Here is an 18,134-nt window from a genome sequence, read left to right as displayed (position 1 = left end):
AATAAGGAACAATCATGAACCCGACATCAACCAGTGCGCGAGCGAAGCAACCTGCTTCGCTCGCGCAACCTGCCAAACCGAAAGCGACGCAAAGCCTGCACGGCCACTTCCTTGAGAAATCGATCCCTGCATGGTTGACCAACGCCTCAGCGCAACGACGCGAGGCGTTCAAAGGTGTCACGACAGCGCTGCCGTCCTGGTTTCTTAACGCGACGTCGGCCCAGCGCCAGACGTTGAGCGACACCTTCAAGGCCAGCATTGAGGCGCAGAACAGCCTCGATAAAAGCATGGCGACGTTTCAGCAGGTCGAAGCCTTTGCCAGGCCTTTGCTGATCAAGGCCCTTGCGGACGAGTATCGGCTGCAAGTGGACGTTGACCAGACGCTGCTGTGCCTGCGCCGGCCGCTGGAGGTCAGCGTTCTGGCAATAGAGGTGGGCTCCTTCGAAGTGGTCAAACTGTCATTGCTGGAGGCCGCGCTGCATAACTTCGAAGCCTGGGAATGTGACCGGGGTGCTTACCACGCAACCTCCGGCTTCGTCGTGGCAACGACTGAAGCTGGCAATTATGAGGCCGTGAGCCTTGCGATCTCGGTCAGCCAGTTCCTCGGATTGTGTCGCCGTCTGGACATTGGCAAGCAATATCAGACCTGGCTGCGGTCGTTCTTTCATCCCGCGGATCCAGTGGCGGAGGCGGTACTGCGTGAGCGTTTCATTGCCAGCCAGAAAGCGACAATGCGCGCTGCTGCCGAGCAGGCGTTGCTGACGAAGGACATCGAAGCTGCGCACTACGCCATGATCGTTTCGGTGATCGAGGGCGAGCTCAACCCCTCGGTCGGCAACAAGCCAGTGTGGTTCCGCGACTTCAGCCTGATGAAAAAAAGAATGACGGGCTGTGTGGTCTTCGTCATCAGCGAGAAGTACCGCTACAGCAATGAATGGCTTGTTTACATTCCTCACGATCCCGAGCACCCGTTCAAATGCTATCGCGGCAATGACGAGAAAGAAGAGTTCAAGCGGCTGCTCACGGCTCGAAGCACGCCGTCAGCGTCGGGCGCGGAACCGACTGCCTATCAGCGCTTCCTCAGTCAGTTTTTGCCTTACGACCAACGAGGCGACTATTTCAGCCAATTCACCCGCAAGGCAGCGGATTCACCCAGCGATTTCTGGCGCTCCCCGTGGCGCATCGTCACCTCGTTTGGCCCTGGCGCGCCTATTACTCGAATCAAGCAGTTGCCGCCCCCGCCAGCCGCAAAACTTGAGCCTGAACCTGATCCCTATATCGCTCCCGGCACGCTTCTGCAAAGGCAGCGCGGGCTGTGGGAAAAGAACCAGGATTTGTGGCAGTACCTTTACGACGAGAGCCGGGCCAAGGTATTGGCCGACGCTCGAAGCCATGCCGTGCCCACCGACGATGTCGACGTCAAGGCGCGCGAGGCCAAACTGGCGCACCTGATGCAGATCGGCCTGCTTGGTTTGAATGTGGTGTCGATGTTCGTGCCGGTGCTGGGCGAAGTGATGATGGTGGTGATGGCCGGGCAACTGCTCTATGAAACCCTTGAGGGCGCGATTGAATGGGGTGAGGGCGATCGCCGTGCCGCCAAGGATCATCTGATCGATGTGGCGGAGAATCTGGCGCAGATTGCGCTGATGGCGGGGATTGGGGCAGGGGTGCGGAAAATCTCCAGCGCCAAAGCTGTGCCGGTCATCGAGCAGCTACAGCGGGTGCAGTTGCCCAACGGCGAAACCCGTCTGTGGAGAGCCGACCTGCAAGGTTACGAGTCCGCTGTCGCGCTGCCGGACAGTCCCGGCCCGAATGATGCCGGGCAGCATGTGTTTGAGGGGAAAACCTACATTCGCCAGGGTGGCAAGGTCTACGAGCAGTTTTTCGATGACTCGATCGGCAAATGGCGGATCAGGCATCCGAGCGACGCCAATGCCTGGCAGCCGGTGCTCGAGAGCAATGGCCTCGGCGCCTGGCGGCATACGCTGGAGCGTCCACAGACCTGGGATCGTCTGACGCTGCTGCGGCGCATCGGCCATGCAACCGAAGCCTTCTCCGATGCGCAACTGCTCAAGGCTGCCGATATCAGCGGTGTCAGTGAGGCGGCCCTGCGCAAGATGCACATCGATTCGGCGCTGCCACCGCCGGAACTGACCCAGGCCCTGCGCATGATGCGGGCCGATAGCAACGCGGCGCGAGTCGTTGAGCAGTTGCGCGGGACACAAGCGATCGACGACCTTTATCTCTACGCGTTGCCGCTGATCACCGAAATGCCGCGCTGGCCGGCGAACCGGGTGTTGGAAGTCTTTGACGGCGAGTCATTGTCCGGCAAGTCCGTCAGGTATGGCTCCGCTCGGCGCTTTCGCGATGTCGGCGTCAAGGCGCCGATTCAGATATCGCGGGCCGATGTCCTCAGCGGTGACCTGTCAACCCATATTCTGGCGGCGTTGGACGAATCTGAAGTCACCGCGCTGCTGGGAGAGCAAGGTGCACGCGTGCGCGATGCCCGGCCGGCAGAATTCGGCAAGCAGATCGCCGACTACGCCAACAGCCGTCAGCCGGCGATTTACGACAGCCTCTATCTGGGGACAGGTCCCGTCGCCCCTCAGGTTTTGCGTTTACAGAAGGCCTGTCCCGGGCTCAGCGAAGCGGCGGCACAGACAGTGCTGGCACATGGGCGCCCCGATGAACTGGAGCGACTCGGCGCAGGCCAGCGAGTGCCGCTGCGCCTGCTGGAAGAGGCACGCTGGTATGCGCGTCAAAGCCGACAAGTGGCGGCCTACGCCGGTCTGCGCAGTGAAAATGTTGCTTCGGCGGACAGCCGGCGCCTGGGGCTGCACGCGCTGGAACAATTGCCGGGCTGGCCTGACACCTTGCGTATCGAAGTACGCGAGGGGCATGCGGCTGGCACGCTAATCGACAGCATTGGCAGCGAAACAGCCGGCGAGAAAAAATACCTGATCAAGCAAGGCATGCAGTTTCAGGCCTTCGACGAACGCGGGGAGGCGCTCAACAGCCTGCCTCGCCACGGCGATAATTTTTACACATCGATCATGCACGCCCTGCCTGATGCGGCGCGCCGCAGCCTCGGTGTGCCTGAGGTCGGGCAGTCCGCCGGGTTGCGAACAAAGATCATCGATTACGCCGATCAGCATCAAGCAGATACGTCTGCGCTGCTGGCGCCACCGGTCAAGTGGATCAAGCCGCCCGTGCGGGTGAACGCTACGCTGATCGGTTATCCCGCCAGCGGACGCGGCGCGGGATTGCCAACGCAGCTGGTCGCTCATGTGCGCGATATCTATCCGCAACTGAGCTACGAGCAGGTTCAAGGCTTCATTCTTGAACAATATCGGGCGGGAAAAGACAGCAGCGCTATTTTCGAACTGTTGCTATCCCGTCGGCGCGAGTGGGAGCAACTGAACGCGACGCTGGATGAATGGGCGGGGACATCGACGCTCGCACCCTGGGAACGTTCCGGTACAGATCACAAGTTTCGCGCCGCGCAAGCGCTGAAAACCTGTTGGCGCAATGCCTTGTCCACCGGAGTCGCGGGTGCTGATCAACTTTCGATTCTCACTTACGACCCTCTGCCGGTGCTGACCGCAGATTTTGCACATGTACGTGAGCTTTCGATTGGCGGCAACGGTTTGACCGATGCCAATGCAGACACATTTCTGGCGCGGTTTGCCAATGTGCAAAAGCTGTCGCTGGGGGAGCGGGGCACTCTGTTCGGCACTTACGTTGGGCATGAGCAGTCACTGACGACCGTGCCCTTGACGGTGACGCGAATGTCCGCGCTGAAGACGCTCAAGTTCAGAACCCAAGCCACGGTCATGGCTGCAGATCTATCGACACGATTGCGTACGTTGACCGCGGTCGAGGAGCTTCATCTCGACTTGATCAGCGGCGCAGGCATGCCGCCTGGCCTGGACCTGGCTACCCTCAAGCGACTGCAAAAACTCAAGATCGAAGCCCCCGGCCTTACGCAGTGGCCGGCATATGTAGAGCAACTGCCTGAACTGGAACGACTGGACCTGACCCAGACCGCCATCGCTTCCCTGCCACAAACGCTTTATATCGGTCACGAAAAACTCTGGGCGGGTTTGTCGCTGGACTGGTCGAAGTTTTCCCATGAAGCGTTCAAACCCGCTTACGACTATGTGAAAAATTACCTCGGGCAGTGGCGACACCTGGTTGATCTGGACACGATGGTTCGCCGCTATTGCGCCGGAGAACTGCAATTTCTCACGGGCGAGGCCGGCCGTCCCAACCCGCTGCCCGAGCGGATCATGAGCCTGTGGAACACTCCGGAAACCAGGCTCAAGGCCGTGGAGATCCTGCGCGTGGAGCACACCGCGATATTCCGCCAGTTCTACGAGCCCACGGCATCCGCAGGACTGCGGACTGCGAAGCCGGCCGCGCGTTGGCAAACGCCGCCCCATGACCGGGTGGTTCGTGCGCTGGAAAAGAACTGGCGTGCTGCGATACGCCGACGTTATCGCTTGAGCGACGACATGCATCCCTTCAATGCGACGAACTGGACATCCGCCACCGATCTCGACGATGCCGGCGTGTTTGAACTGGTCGACACCGCCTGGATAGAGGGCGAGGCGCCGATCAGTGAACTGCCGCAATTGCCAGTCGGTACGTTTGCGCATGTGCAGACCGTGCGGCTGGAGCGGTTGAACGTGCCGATCGATCAGCTTCGCGGGTTTCTCCAGGCATTCAGTGGCGCCACAAGCCTGGAAATCACCGCCTGCGGCTTGACCGAAGTGCCGGTGCGGCCAGCCGACTTCACCCAGCTGACTCAGCTGGACCTGTCTCTCAACCTTATCGCCGTAACCCCTGAGGTGCAGGGCCAGTTCAATGCGCTGAACAAACTGGAACACCTCAATGCCCGGCTCAATCGGCTGGACACACTGGACGTTTCTCGCCTGACCGGGCTCAAGACGCTGAACCTCAGCTCCAACGGACTCAATCAATGGCCGCCAGGGGCGCAAAGCCTGCCGCGTTTGCAAATGCTGGATTTGCGTCATAACACCATCGGGTCGCTTCCCGAAGATGTCCTTGCCGACGACACGGTGCTGCTCAAGACCCGCTTGCTCAACAACCGCTTCAGTGTCGCAGGCGAGGCGGACCTTGAAGCGGCGCAGCGCCGGATTGAAATGTCCATCGGGTTGCCCGAGGGCGCCTTGCAACAGTTCGATGCGCAGTCGGTGTCACTGCCGGGCATTTCAAGCGCGACCCTGCCGGAAAGCGCGCTGAATCGCGCCGGTCAGCTGTTGCCACTCCCGCCGGTCTCCGCAATCAGCGGCGGCTCTGACATGAGCGCCAGTGTGCTGGAGATATTTCCCTTGCTGACGCTTGAACAAGCGCAAACCAGCGTTGCGCGCTTACGCAGCGAAGGGCTGCTTCCCGAACAAATGGTGGACAGGCTTAACCAGTGGCGAGCGACTAACGAGACGCTGACGCGTGAGTTGAACGGCTGGATTTTCAACCCGGCGCCAGGGCCTGGTGAGGGGGTGTCGTCGTCCACGAGACTGTTCGACGCGACGAGGATCCGAAATTGCTGGCGCGACGGGGTTACCGCGCTGACCGAGTCCGCCGGACAGACGCTGAGCCTTTCAGCGGGACTCATCGGTGATTTGCCTGCGTTGTCTAGCGTGTTTTCCCACGTGCGAACACTGGACCTGACAGGGGTCAAGTTTACCGTTGAGGGTTTCAACCGCTTTTGCCCGGCGTTCCCTGAGTTGACCACCCTGATGCTCAACGGCAATGCATTGGACCGCGTGCCGGAAGCTGTCGCGGGTCTGAGCCAGCTGGAACGGCTGGAATTGAGCGGTAATCGCCTGGCCGCGGCACAAACGGTATATCAGTACGTGACCGGGGCGCGCCTGCGCTGGCTCGACCTCAGCCACAATCAGCTGGAAGAATTCAACGCCACAACCTTCAGCCGCCTGGAAACCCTCAACCTCGGCCAGAACGGTCTGGATTTCTGGCCTGACGGCGTGCTCAATCTGGCGCATATGCAAAGGCTGGATCTCTCGGGCAATAACATCATGGTCTTCCCGGACCGGCTGTTGGGCGGCAACCATGAGCGGCTCGTGGCGGGTACTGACTTGGCGGATAACTCGCTGTCGCTCGACGCACTGCAGCAACTCAGGGATTACAGTGCCGCGCAGGGTGGTGATGTAATGGGGTACACGCCGGAATCCTTGCAGGGTTTGATCGAAGAGCGGATAAGCAGCTCGGAAAGCGATTCCGGTTCCGGATCGGATTCGGATACCGATAGCAGTGACGGTGATGACCCGAGTGGCGCAGGCGGTGGGGCTGTCAGGCGCGTTGATACGCATGCTGGTGTCGAGGCTGCAGAGGTGATTGCCGATCCGGCCCAGGATGTGGCCGCACCGGCGATGGAGACCTGGATGACGTACACGCATGCAGATGTACGTGCCGCGCGGCTTACGCTATGGCAGCAATTGGCACGACAGACCAACCATGAGTCGTTCTTTCATTTGCTCTCGACCTTGCCTGACACCCTCGAATACAGGTTGTCCGGCGCCGATCTGACTCATCGGGTGTGGCAGGTCATCGAGGCCGCCACGGAAAATACCGAGCTGCGCGAGCTGTTGTTTCTCAATGCCGAGACGCATGGCACATGCGGTGATGGGCGGATCCTGTCGTTCAGCGAACTGGAAACCCGGGTCTATGAATACAACGCTTTGCGTGATATCCCACGGCACCGTCCGCAGCAGCGCGGCAGAGCGCTGCTTGATCTGACCCGCCGCCTGTTTCGTCTGGAAAGGGTCGACCGACTGGCTGAAGCCGCTGCAAAAAACAAGGACCGCGCCGAAGTCCGCTTGCAATACCGCATCGGCCTGACTCGCGGCTGGCCGGACGGCCTCGAATTGCCGGCGCAACCCGAGCACATGCTGTACGCCACACCCATTCGCGGGCAGCGCTTGCTCGACGCACGCGCCGCGGTGCTCGCCGATGAAGCGTCGGACACGTTTCTCGAGGATCTGATCGCCCGCGATTACTGGATTCGCTATTTGCGCGAGCGCAACCCTGAGGTGTTCGAGACGCTGGAGCGCAACGCTGGCCAGCGTCAGGAAGAGGTTGAGGACGCCTACCCGGACAAAGAGGACAACGAGGTCACCCGCAACCGTTATCTCGAGGCAATGGCAGTGCTGGAGATCGAACTGGCGGAAGCGCGTATAGAAAAGTTGAAAGGACTGACGCGCGCGCAACTGCCAAACCTGGCGTCGAGCGGCGAGGGCGCGGCAACACCCGCTCCGGCTTCACCGCAGCCCGGCCCGTCATCGCGCCCGTGAGCGGCTGAAGGACAAGGCCCGGGAGCAAGCAGCTCCCGGGCCTTGGGCGCCTCAGTTGTCGTAACCCAGGTTCGGCGCCAGCCAGCGCTCGGTGACGCTCAGATCCTGGCCCTTGCGCGCGGTGTAGCTCTGCACCTGGTCCTTGTCGATCTTGCCCACGGCAAAATACTGCGCCTGCGGATGGGCGAAGTACCAGCCGCTGACCGCTGCTGCCGGGAACATCGCGTAGTGCTCGGTGAGGAACACGCCGCTGCGTCCGGCACGCATTTCGGCCGCTTCAGGATCGAGCAGGGCGAACAGCGCCGCTTTCTCGGTGTGGTCCGGGCAGGCCGGATAACCGGGAGCAGGGCGGATGCCGCTGTATTGCTCTTTGATCAGCGCTTCGTTGTCGAGCGTTTCATCCTTGGCGTAACCCCAGTGCTCTTTACGCACCTGTTGGTGCAGCCACTCGGCGCACGCCTCGGCGAGACGGTCGGCCAGCGCCTTGACCATGATCGAGTTGTAATCGTCGCCAGCGTCCTGATAAGCCTTGGCGACTTCTTCAGCGCCGATACCGGCGGTGGTGATGAAACCACCAACGTAATCGGTCACTTCGCTGTCCTTCGGTGCGACGAAGTCGGCGAGGGAGAAGTTCGGTTTGCCGTCGGTCTTGATGATCTGTTGGCGCAGGTGATGCAGTTTCGCCAGCGGCTGGCCGTCATCGCCGTACAGCTCGATATCGTCGTCATGCACCTGATTCGCCGGCCAGAAACCGAACACGGCGCGGGCGCTGATCAGCTTCTCGTCGATCAGCTTGGCCAGCATCTCCTGCGCGTCCTTGTACAGCGCGGTGGCGGCTTCACCGACCACTTCGTCTTCAAGGATGCGCGGGAACTTGCCGGCCAGATCCCAGGAAATGAAGAACGGCGTCCAGTCGATGTATTCGGCCAGCACCTTCAGATCGATGTTATCGAGCACTTTGCTGCCAGTGAACGTCGGCTTAACCGGCTGATAGTTGGCCCAGTCGAATTGCGGTTTCTTGGCGATGGCGGCGGCGTAGCTCAGGCGCTCGGTGCGCGCGCTGCGGTTCGAGGTGCGCTCACGCACGTCGACGTATTCCAGGCGGGTCTTCTCGACGAAACCGGCCTTCAGTTCCTTGGACAGCAACTGCGTCGCCACGCCCACGGCGCGGGAGGCGTCGGTCACATAAACCACCGCATCGTTGCTGTACTTCGGCTCGATCTTCACCGCTGTGTGCGCTTTGGAAGTCGTTGCGCCACCGATCATCAGCGGCAGGTGGAAATCCTGACGCTGCATCTCGCGGGCCACATGAACCATTTCATCCAGCGACGGCGTGATCAGGCCGGAGAGGCCGATGATGTCGCATTTCTCATCCTTGGCGACCTGCAGGATTTTCTCCGCCGGGACCATTACCCCGAGGTCAACAATGTCGTAGCCGTTGCAGCCGAGCACCACGCCGACGATGTTCTTGCCGATGTCGTGCACGTCGCCCTTGACCGTGGCCATGAGGATCTTGCCCTTGGCTTCCGGTTTGTCGCCTTTTTCCAGTTCGATGAACGGAATCAGGTGCGCCACGGCCTGCTTCATCACGCGGGCGGATTTCACCACTTGCGGCAGGAACATTTTGCCGGCGCCGAACAGGTCGCCAACGATGTTCATGCCGGACATCAGCGGGCCTTCGATCACTTCGATCGGTCGCGCAAACGACTGACGCGATTCTTCGGTGTCTTCGACGATGTGCGTGGTAATGCCCTTGACCAGTGCATGCTCCAGGCGCTTGTTGACGTCCCAGTTGCGCCACTCTTCGGTTTCGGCTTCCTTGACACTGCCATCGCCCTTGTATTTGTCGGCGATGGCGAGGAGGGCGTCGGTGCCTTCCGGTGTACGGTTGAGAATCACGTCTTCAACGGCGTCGCGCAGCTCCTGCGGGATCTGGTCGTAGATCTCCAGCTGGCCGGCGTTGACGATACCCATGGTCAGGCCCGCGCGGATCGCATACAGCAGGAACACCGAGTGGATCGCCTCGCGCACCGGGTTGTTGCCACGGAACGAGAACGACACGTTGGACACGCCACCCGAGCTCAACGCGTACGGCAGTTCATCGCGGATGTAGGCGCAGGCATTGATGAAGTCGACTGCGTAGTTGTTGTGTTCTTCGATGCCGGTGGCCACGGCGAAGATGTTCGGGTCGAAGATGATGTCTTCCGGCGGGAAGCCGACTTCGTTGACAAGAATGTCGTAGGAGCGTTTGCAGATCTCTTTCTTGCGCGCTTCGGTGTCGGCCTGGCCGGCTTCGTCGAACGCCATCACCACCACCGCCGCGCCGTAGCGCTTGCACAATTTGGCGTGATGGATGAACTGCTCGACGCCTTCTTTCATGCTGATGGAGTTGACGATGCCCTTGCCCTGAATGCATTTGAGGCCGGCTTCGATCACTTCCCATTTCGACGAGTCGATCATGATCGGCACGCGCGAGATGTCCGGCTCGCCGGCAATCAGATTGAGGAAGGTCACCATGGCCTTCTTCGAATCGAGCATGCCCTCATCCATGTTGATGTCGATGATCTGCGCGCCGGCCTCAACCTGTTGCAGGGCAACTTCAAGGGCTTCGGTGTAGTTGTCTTCGCGAATCAGGCGGGCGAACTTGGCCGAACCAGTGATGTTGGTGCGCTCGCCGACGTTGACGAACAGCGAGCTGCGATCGATGGTGAACGGCTCCAGACCCGAGAGGCGGCACGCCTTGGGAATGTCCGGAATCTGCCGCGGCGCGTAACCGGCGACGGCTTTGGCGATGGCTTCGATGTGCCCCGGTGTGGTGCCGCAGCAACCGCCGACGATGTTCAGGAAGCCGCTCTGGGCGAATTCTTCGATGACCTTGGCGGTTTCCGACGGCAGTTCGTCGTACTCGCCGAATTCGTTCGGCAGGCCGGCGTTCGGGTGCGCGGAAACGTGGGTGCTGGCCTTGTTCGACAGTTCCTCCAGATACGGACGCAGCTCACTGGCGCCGAGCGCGCAGTTGAGGCCTACGGAAATCGGCCTGGCGTGGGCCACCGAGTTCCAGAACGCTTCGGTGGTCTGCCCCGACAAGGTACGGCCAGACGCATCGGTGATGGTCCCGGAAATCATGATCGGCAGTTCGATGTGCAATTCTTCGAACACGCCCTGCACGGCGAAAATCGCTGCTTTGGCATTCAGGGTGTCGAAAATCGTCTCGATCAGGATCAGGTCGGCGCCGCCCTCGATCAGGCCTTTGGTGGCTTCGGTGTAGTTTTCCACCAGCTCATCGAAGGTGACGTTGCGGTAGCCGGGGTTGTTGACGTCGGGCGACAGCGAGCAGGTGCGGCTGGTCGGGCCGAGCACGCCGGCGACGAAGCGTGGCTTGGCCGGGTTCTCGGCAGTCTTGGCGTCGGCAACCTTGCGGGCCAGGCGTGCGCCTTCTACGTTTAACTCGTAGGCCAGTTCTTCCATGCCGTAGTCGGCCATGGAAATGCGTGTGGCGTTGAAGGTGTTGGTTTCGAGGATGTCGGCGCCGGCGTCGAGATAGGCTTTTTCGATGCCGCCAATCACGTCCGGACGGGTGATCACCAGCAGGTCGTTGTTGCCCTTGACGTCACTCGGCCAGTCCGCAAAGCGCTTGCCACGATAATCCTGTTCTTCAAGCTTGTAGCTCTGGATCATCGTGCCCATCCCGCCGTCGAGAATCAGGATGCGCTCTTTGAGGGCTTGCTTGAGAGCTTGAAGGCGGACGCTGCGATCGGACATGTGGACTACTCGAAAAGACCATTACGAAGGAGCGGGATCATAACAAACCTGTGCGCTTTTGGAGCATGCCAGGCTTTTCCATGAATATCGCTCATGTTGGTGCGAGCGTCATAACGGTAGAATCGCAGCCTTTTTTACAATCGGGATCAGCAGCATGTCGTACCGCGTCATTAGTTTCATGTTGCTGTTCCTGAGCGGCGTTGCTGCAGCGCAGACGCCTGCGACCTCGTCCCCGATCAGTTACGCGCGCGATATCCAGCCGATCTTCACCGAGAAATGCGTTGCCTGCCACGCCTGCTATGACTCGGCTTGCCAGTTGAACCTGGGCAGCGGCGAAGGCGCGGCGCGTGGCGCGAGCAAGATGCCGGTCTACGACGGCGAACGCACCCAGGCAGCACCCACCACTCGTTTGTTCTACGACGCCTTTGGCAAACGTGCCTGGCAGCAGAAGGATTTCTATTCGGTGCTCGATGCCCAGGGCAGCCAGGCAGCACTGATGGCGCGCATGCTCGAACTCGGCCACAAAACCCCGCTGACACCGAACGCGAAACTGCCGGAAGACATCGTGCTGGGACTCAACCGCAGCAATCTATGCGCGATGCCCGCGGAATTCGACGCTTATGCCGGCGTGCACCCCAAAGAAGGCATGCCGCTGGCGGTCACCGGGCTGACCGACCAGCAATATCAAACCTTGCAGCGCTGGCTGGCGTCCGGCGCGCCGATTGATGAGCAGGGGCTGGCGCCGAGCGCCAAAGAGGCGTTGCAGATCGTCCAGTGGGAAAACCTGCTCAACGCCCCCGGCGCGCGGCAGAGTCTGGTCGCGCGCTGGCTGTTCGAGCACTGGTACCTGGCGCACATCCATTTCAAGGATGGCGAGCCGGGGCATTTTTTCCAGTGGGTGCGTTCGCGCACGCCGACCGGTCAACCGATCGACCTGATCGCCACGCGCCGGCCCAACGACGATCCGGGCACGCAGGTGTATTACCGCTTGTGGCCGGTGCAAGGGGTGATCGTGCATAAAACTCACATCACCTACCCGTTGAGCACGGCGAAGATGGCGCGGGTCAAAAGCCTGTTCTACAGCGGTAACTGGCAGGTCGATGCGTTGCCCGGTTATGGCCCGCAGAGTCGCGCCAATCCGTTTGCCACGTTCGAAGCGATTCCGGCGCAGGCGCGGTATCAGTTCATGCTCGACAACGCTGAATATTTTGTCCGTACCTTTATTCGCGGCCCGGTGTGCCGCGGGCAAATCGCGACCGATGTGATCCGCGACAACTTCTGGGCGCTGTTCCAGGCGCCGGAGCATGACCTGTACATCACCGACCCGCGCTATCGCGGTCAGGCCACGCCGTTGCTGGCCATGCCGGGGCAGAACGATGACGTCGGCAGTGTCCTGAGCCTGTGGCGCGATTATCGCAACAAACGTAACGAATATGAGGCACTGCGCCGCGACAATTACGCTGAAATCCCGGCGCCGAGCTGGTCGACCCTGTGGGCCGGCAATGACAACGCGCTGTTGAGTATCTTCCGCCATTTCGACAGCGCAGCGGTGGTCAAGGGCTTGATCGGCGATGTGCCGCAGACGATGTGGCTGTTCGACTATCCGCTGCTCGAGCGCACCTATTACCAGTTGGCGGTCAACTTCGATGTGTTCGGCAACGTCTCCCATCAGGCGCAGACGCGTCTGTATTTCGACCTGATCCGCAACGGCGCCGAGCAGAACTTCCTGCGCCTGATGCCTGCCGATTCCCGCGAGGACTACCTCAACGATTGGTATCAGGACGGCGGCCAGTTCAAAATGTGGCTTGATTACGAAGCCATTGATGACGACAAGCCGACTGCCCTGAAACTCGACGAAAAGGACCCGAAACGCGACTTTGCGATGCAATTGCTGGCGCGTTACGGTGACCTCAATGCGCGGCCTGATCCGATCAATCGTTGCGATGGCGCTTACTGCTCGCGGCCGAACATCGACCCGGCACTGCAAAATGCCGAGCAGGCCCTCAGTCACCTGGCCTCACGCCCGGCTGCCGGATTGAAAGTCATCGATCAGTTGCCGGAAGCGACGCTGCTGCGCATCGAAACCGCTGGCGGCAAACGTGAGGTGTACAGCCTGCTGCGCAACCGTGCGCACAGCAACGTCGCGTTCCTGCTGGGTGAATCGCGGCGCTATCAGCCGGGGCTCGACACGCTGACGATCTATCCGGGCGTGCTGACCAGCTACCCGAATTTCATCTTCAACGTACCGGCGGATCAGGTCCCGGCGTTCGTCGATGCCATGGAAAACGCCAGGGACGCCCATCGCTTCGAGAAAATCGTCGAGCGCTGGGGCATCCGTCGCAGTCACCCGCAGTTCTGGTTTTATTTCCACGACCTGAGCCAGTACCTGCACGAAACCGATCCGGTGGAAGAGGGCGTGCTGGACATGAATCGCTACGAGAATCTTTGAGCAGGCATCGACGCAGGCCTGTGTCTGCGTCGATGGATGCGTCAATACTGAGCAGCGCTCATGTCGGGGCGGGTGCTGACATTGCCCCAGCGGGCTTGAAGGCTTTCCAGAAATCCGTGCCGTAATCGAGGAACAGTTCGGTGCCCGCCGGAATCTTCTCCCATGCGAGCAAAAACACCATGTATTTGCCAACGTAGATCGAGCCAACGTTTTCGACGCCTATGTTGGCCTGGCCGGGCACATTGACCGCGTTGATCAGGCTCAGCACGTTGCTGTTGCCATGACCGCTCAGGGTGGCGCCCTTCGTTGCCGTTGCGAAAAGGAACGTGCTGACTTTCTCGGTGGATTTCTCGAGCATTTCCGCCCGCACGGATTTGGCGGTGCGGTGCAGTTTGCCGGCGTAAGGCCCCAACACTTCGAAAGGCTCGATATCGACTTTGGCAAATACCGACAACCCCCGTTCCGGACCGTCGAGCGGTCGTCTGACCTCGAGACGACTGACCAGTCTGTCGTGATGGCGGCCTTCATCGGCGATCCATTCCTGAACGTCTTCAGTGATTCTGCGCGTCATTTCCTTGAGTCTGGCACCCTCAAACCCAGCGAGAAAACGATTGGTTTCGGTGATGGTGATATTGTCGATATCACCCTCCAGTTTGCGCGTCAGACTGATCCTGACATCCGTTGGGTCCTGAAGAATCGGGGCATTGTTATTGATGTGATGCCCAAGCGAAGGGGTCAGATCCGTGGCGCGGGCGTTGTCTGGCGCAGCATTTTCCAGTCGAGGTCGTTTGGAACTGCCAGCAGTCGGCGGCGAAAGTGGCCCTGTTTCGCGGGGCGAAGGCGGCTGCGGCATCTGCCAGGAAGCGGATTTTATCCCGGCACCGGGGGGAAGGGCCTTTCGAGCGCGCATGAGCGCTGAATCCGAGGCTGCAAGCAATTGCAGACACTCTGGAACCGCACTTCTTAATTCACCCCGATTATTGACAAAAGTTGACCAGAGCACCGGGTCGAGATTGTTGTCATCGAGGAACGTACTCATGGTGCGGGCCGACCCGGTAGCGATGTAACGCACTCGCCATTGTTCGATGTGTCCTGCGGTCAAAGGCGTGAACGCCTGGTTGTGGGCATATTTCTCCAACACCTTGCCCGGTGCCCGGAACGAGCCATCGGTGTTGACGTGGGAAATGAAGTCCGTCGGGTCAAGATTGTGCGTGGCGGCGAAGCCTTCGCGGCTGAGGGTGTTGCGGCCTTCTTGCGACATGCTGCGCCAGTCCCGTAGATGCTCGTAGGTGACGACCGTACGCGCGGTGTCGGCCCGATCCAGTACTTGTTGGCCCAGCGGTTTCAATTGCCCTTGTGTGTGGACGAATTGCCTGAAAGCGGCCGGGTCCAGCCGATGTTTTTTCGCGAACGCCTCAAGGGTGACCTCCAGCACGTGCTCGCTGAACTGCGACCACTTCTGCAGATGCAACGGGGTTGTCACGGTGGGATCGTCAGGCGCGCCGCCTCTGACCCGGATTTCCCGGGTGTACCAGTGACCGGGTTTTACCGATGAGAGGTTGATCGACAGGTCACGGTTGTTTTTCGGATTGACCAGTACCACGGAAAAGCTGTTTTCCCCGGTCTGCGCGGTCTCGTGAATGAATCCATAGGAGTTTTCACGTATCTGGTAAACGGCGACGGTGCCGTGTTCATCAATGTTGCAAATGAACTTCTGGTTGTATTCAGGGCGGAAAAAAATCCCTCGCGAGTCGGCCTGGAGACCGGAAATCCAATGGGGCTGAACAGCGTGGGGGCGCAGCAGCGGGCTGTTATTGCTTATCACAGTTACCGGCTCGCGATAGCGAGGGCCGAAAGCCTTGTTGGTCAGCGCATCGATGAGCCGATAGTCCGCCGCATCGACGCTGCCGACGTTGCGCATGGGAATGTTGGCGATCCCTTCGACGGTGCACAGCCGATCACCGGGCTGGCGCGGTTTCCAGGTGGTCGGGTCAACCGCGATCAAGTGCTGAGCGGTCACCGTACCATCGCGCAGTTGGGCAATGCCAAGGCGCGCCTGGCGTACCGCCGCAGCGCCGATTTTACGCAACGTAAAGCGACCGAGCTTGAGCAATCCCAATACTGACTCCAGCGGGTTGAGTTCGCGCAGCGTCGAGATCAACAGCGTTCGCGTCAGGGTGGCGAATTTTGGCAGGGCGAGGCGAATGCCGATCTTGCCTGCGAGGCTGACCACCCGCGTACAGCCGGCGAGGTATTTTCCGATGGGCAGGGCAAACGAAACGATGTCGGTGAACAGGCCGAGCCCGCCGCGCTCGATACGTTGCGACTCGCCGGATGCCAGGTCGTCAATGGCGCCCCAGAACGGCACGAACATTTTTCCCCAGAAACTGAGGTCCTCGAGAAAATCCCTGCCGATATCCGTGCTGCGCGTGGCCTTGCGGGTGTCTTCGAGCAAGGCCGATTGATCTTTGTAAAACAATTCTCGAGCAATCATCGCCGCGAGATTCTCCGCCCGGGCAGAGGTCAGGTTATTTGCCGCAAAGGGCAGGGTGCGTGTCGCTACGTCGGGGGCGCGTTGCTCAATGGCAACCGCGATGAATTTTTCGCCGACCTGCTCCATGATCAAGGTGGCGTGCTGATGCACTCTGGGTTTCGAGCCGTCGCGGTAGGCTTCCCAGTCAAAAGGCATTTCGGTGCCTTTTCTGAAAGCGCCGCGACTGGTGCGGCTGCTGGAACCGACTTTCTCGACCTTGATCTCACCGCCGACAGGCAGCGAGTCGATGTTTTCGCGCAAACGCACGATACCCGCGAGCGGGAAGACTTCCATGTAGCGGGCCTTTGCCGGATACACCGGGTTGACCATTCTCAGAATGAACCCGCAGCGGCCACGCACCGCGTCGGTGTTGGTCTTGTTCTCATGTTCGACCTGCGTGTCGTTGAGCGGCAGCCGCAGCGAGTAAACAGTCACTTCGTCCCGCTCAAGATCACCCCGGCATGCGGGCAGGTACTGGGCGAGCAATGTCTTGATCAGGGACTTATAGGCGGCTCCTGGAGTGATCAGCCAGGCATCAAACGCTTGGTCATACGCCGCGTCTGACTCATAGCGAAATCGACTCGGCGGGCTCAGCGCGAGGTTGTTCAGGGCCTTGAGCATTTCTTGCTCATGCTGTTCCAGCGTGCTCAATGCCAGTTCTATTTCGCTGACCGGGTAAGCCGTCTGACGTGTGGCGAACAATCCCATCGCCGCCGCCCACTCCACCGTCGGGCGGACCTTGGCAGCGGCAACCAGTCGCTGTTGCTCGATATCATGCGCAAAAGCCCGAAAATGCTCTGCCGGCAGGTTGAGCAGCTGTTCAAAAGTCATGTGCCGCGATGAGCCGGGCGCGACGGATTCGGCAAGTATGAAACCACTCTTGAAATTGACCCAGGTGCTCGACGTGGCATACGGCAGTGCGTCGGGGATGTCCTGAACCCACGCTTCGCTGGCCACATTGCTCTTCATGATGGCCACCGCTAACAAGGCAATGGGCCGCTCGACGTGAAGTGATCTTTGAAATTCTTCGATCAATGATTTGTGTATGGACGAATAACTACAGGCGGGCTCGATCAGTATCTGCAACTCGTTTTGATTGTTGGTGTGCGCGCCTGGTTTGATGCTCAGCCAGAGCGCTCGCCACAACAATTTCGTCAAAACACTGGCTGGGCCATCTTGCTTGTTCTTTGCGGTGTACCAATCCAGTTCCCTGGCAATACGTTGCGCCAGTTGCAGGTTATCGGCCGACTGCAAGGCTGTTTCCAGAAGTGCTACCGGCGTGGTTTGGCTCAACGTTTCAAATCTGCCACTGGGTTTCACCGGTACGACATTTGCCAGCAGGCAGCGTGAAGTTTCGGCTTCGATCTGGCGGACAACCCGCATGATCGTTTCTTCGCCTTCAGCGCTGAACAAGTGTTCGAAGTCGCTGACGGGACCGTGATGCCCGAGCAGCCATAACGCGCGATGCTCAACCAGGTTGTGCAGCAGGCGCTGCCAGTCGGCATGTTTGGCGGGACGCCGCGGAATCAGCGCGTACCAGGCCAGCACCAGGTCGAAGCGCACCGAACCGTCACTTTTAAGCCCGTTGCCGACCTTGCGGTAGATATCCAGCAAGACATCCACGTCGATCGACCAATATATCGGCACATCTCTGAGCGTTACCGAGTGACCGGCGATCGGGAAAACTTCCGCAGGGTCAGGTGTTGGCGACTTCGTGGAACTCAACTGAAAGGACAGAAAGTCTTCCAGGAAATCGTTGCCCAACAACGATTGATCGACCTTGGCAGGCATGGAGAGATGCGTTATGAAATCTTCGTCTGTCTCGAGTTTTTTCAAGACGCGAAAGGCTTCCTTGCACTCGCGCCCCAATTCAGAGGTGGCGGGCGGGTAGTAATAGAGCTGACTGGCATCCATGTTGACGTTATCGTCGATGAGCTCATGCAGGTAACTGATCAGGTGGTTGAGATCCTGCAATCTGCGCGGGGGCGTCTTGTTGTAGAAACTGGATAACGAAGTAGACATTCAAGGCCTTTGAACCGTAGCGGCTGGAAAAATA

At 59.9% G+C, this 18,134-nt stretch carries 4 protein-coding genes; 2 read left to right on the top strand and 2 right to left on the bottom strand.

What is annotated here, in order from left to right; translation table 11 throughout:
• Positions 1–14: 14 nt before the first annotated feature.
• Positions 15–7,334: an NEL-type E3 ubiquitin ligase domain-containing protein gene (locus tag ACYYKW_RS09825; protein ID WP_464990010.1), complete on the top strand. Its 7,320-nt coding sequence runs from the start codon at positions 15–17 to the stop codon at positions 7,332–7,334.
• Positions 7,335–7,385: 51 nt separating this feature from the next.
• Here ACYYKW_RS09825 and metH read toward each other — a convergent pair whose 3' ends face one another.
• Positions 7,386–11,096, bottom strand: coding sequence for a methionine synthase (metH, locus tag ACYYKW_RS09820; RefSeq protein ID WP_464990009.1), 3,711 nt, complete (start codon positions 11,094–11,096; stop codon positions 7,386–7,388).
• A 154-nt stretch (positions 11,097–11,250) separates the two neighbouring features.
• On the opposite strand from metH, the gene ACYYKW_RS09815 reads away from it, so the two are divergent.
• The gene (locus tag ACYYKW_RS09815) at positions 11,251–13,545 is read left to right on the top strand and encodes a fatty acid cis/trans isomerase (RefSeq protein ID WP_464990008.1); all 2,295 of its coding nucleotides are present in this window, start codon (positions 11,251–11,253) and stop codon (positions 13,543–13,545) included.
• Between the two features lie 58 nt (positions 13,546–13,603).
• Here ACYYKW_RS09815 and ACYYKW_RS09810 read toward each other — a convergent pair whose 3' ends face one another.
• Entirely contained in the window at positions 13,604–18,100 is a 4,497-nt protein-coding gene (locus tag ACYYKW_RS09810) for an SET domain-containing protein (protein WP_464990007.1), read from the bottom strand.
• Between the last annotated feature and the right edge of the window lie 34 nt (positions 18,101–18,134).

This window comes from Pseudomonas sp. 15C (assembly GCF_055484735.1).
This window is presented reverse-complemented; position numbering and strand designations above follow the sequence as displayed.

Coding starts and splice junctions, on each gene's coding strand:
- metH (WP_464990009.1), bottom strand. CDS start 11,096: ATGTCCGATCGCAGCGTCCGCCTTCAAGCTCTCAAGCAAGCCCTCAAA.
- ACYYKW_RS09815 (WP_464990008.1), top strand. CDS start 11,251: ATGTCGTACCGCGTCATTAGTTTCATGTTGCTGTTCCTGAGCGGCGTT.
- ACYYKW_RS09825 (WP_464990010.1), top strand. CDS start 15: ATGAACCCGACATCAACCAGTGCGCGAGCGAAGCAACCTGCTTCGCTC.
- ACYYKW_RS09810 (WP_464990007.1), bottom strand. CDS start 18,100: ATGTCTACTTCGTTATCCAGTTTCTACAACAAGACGCCCCCGCGCAGA.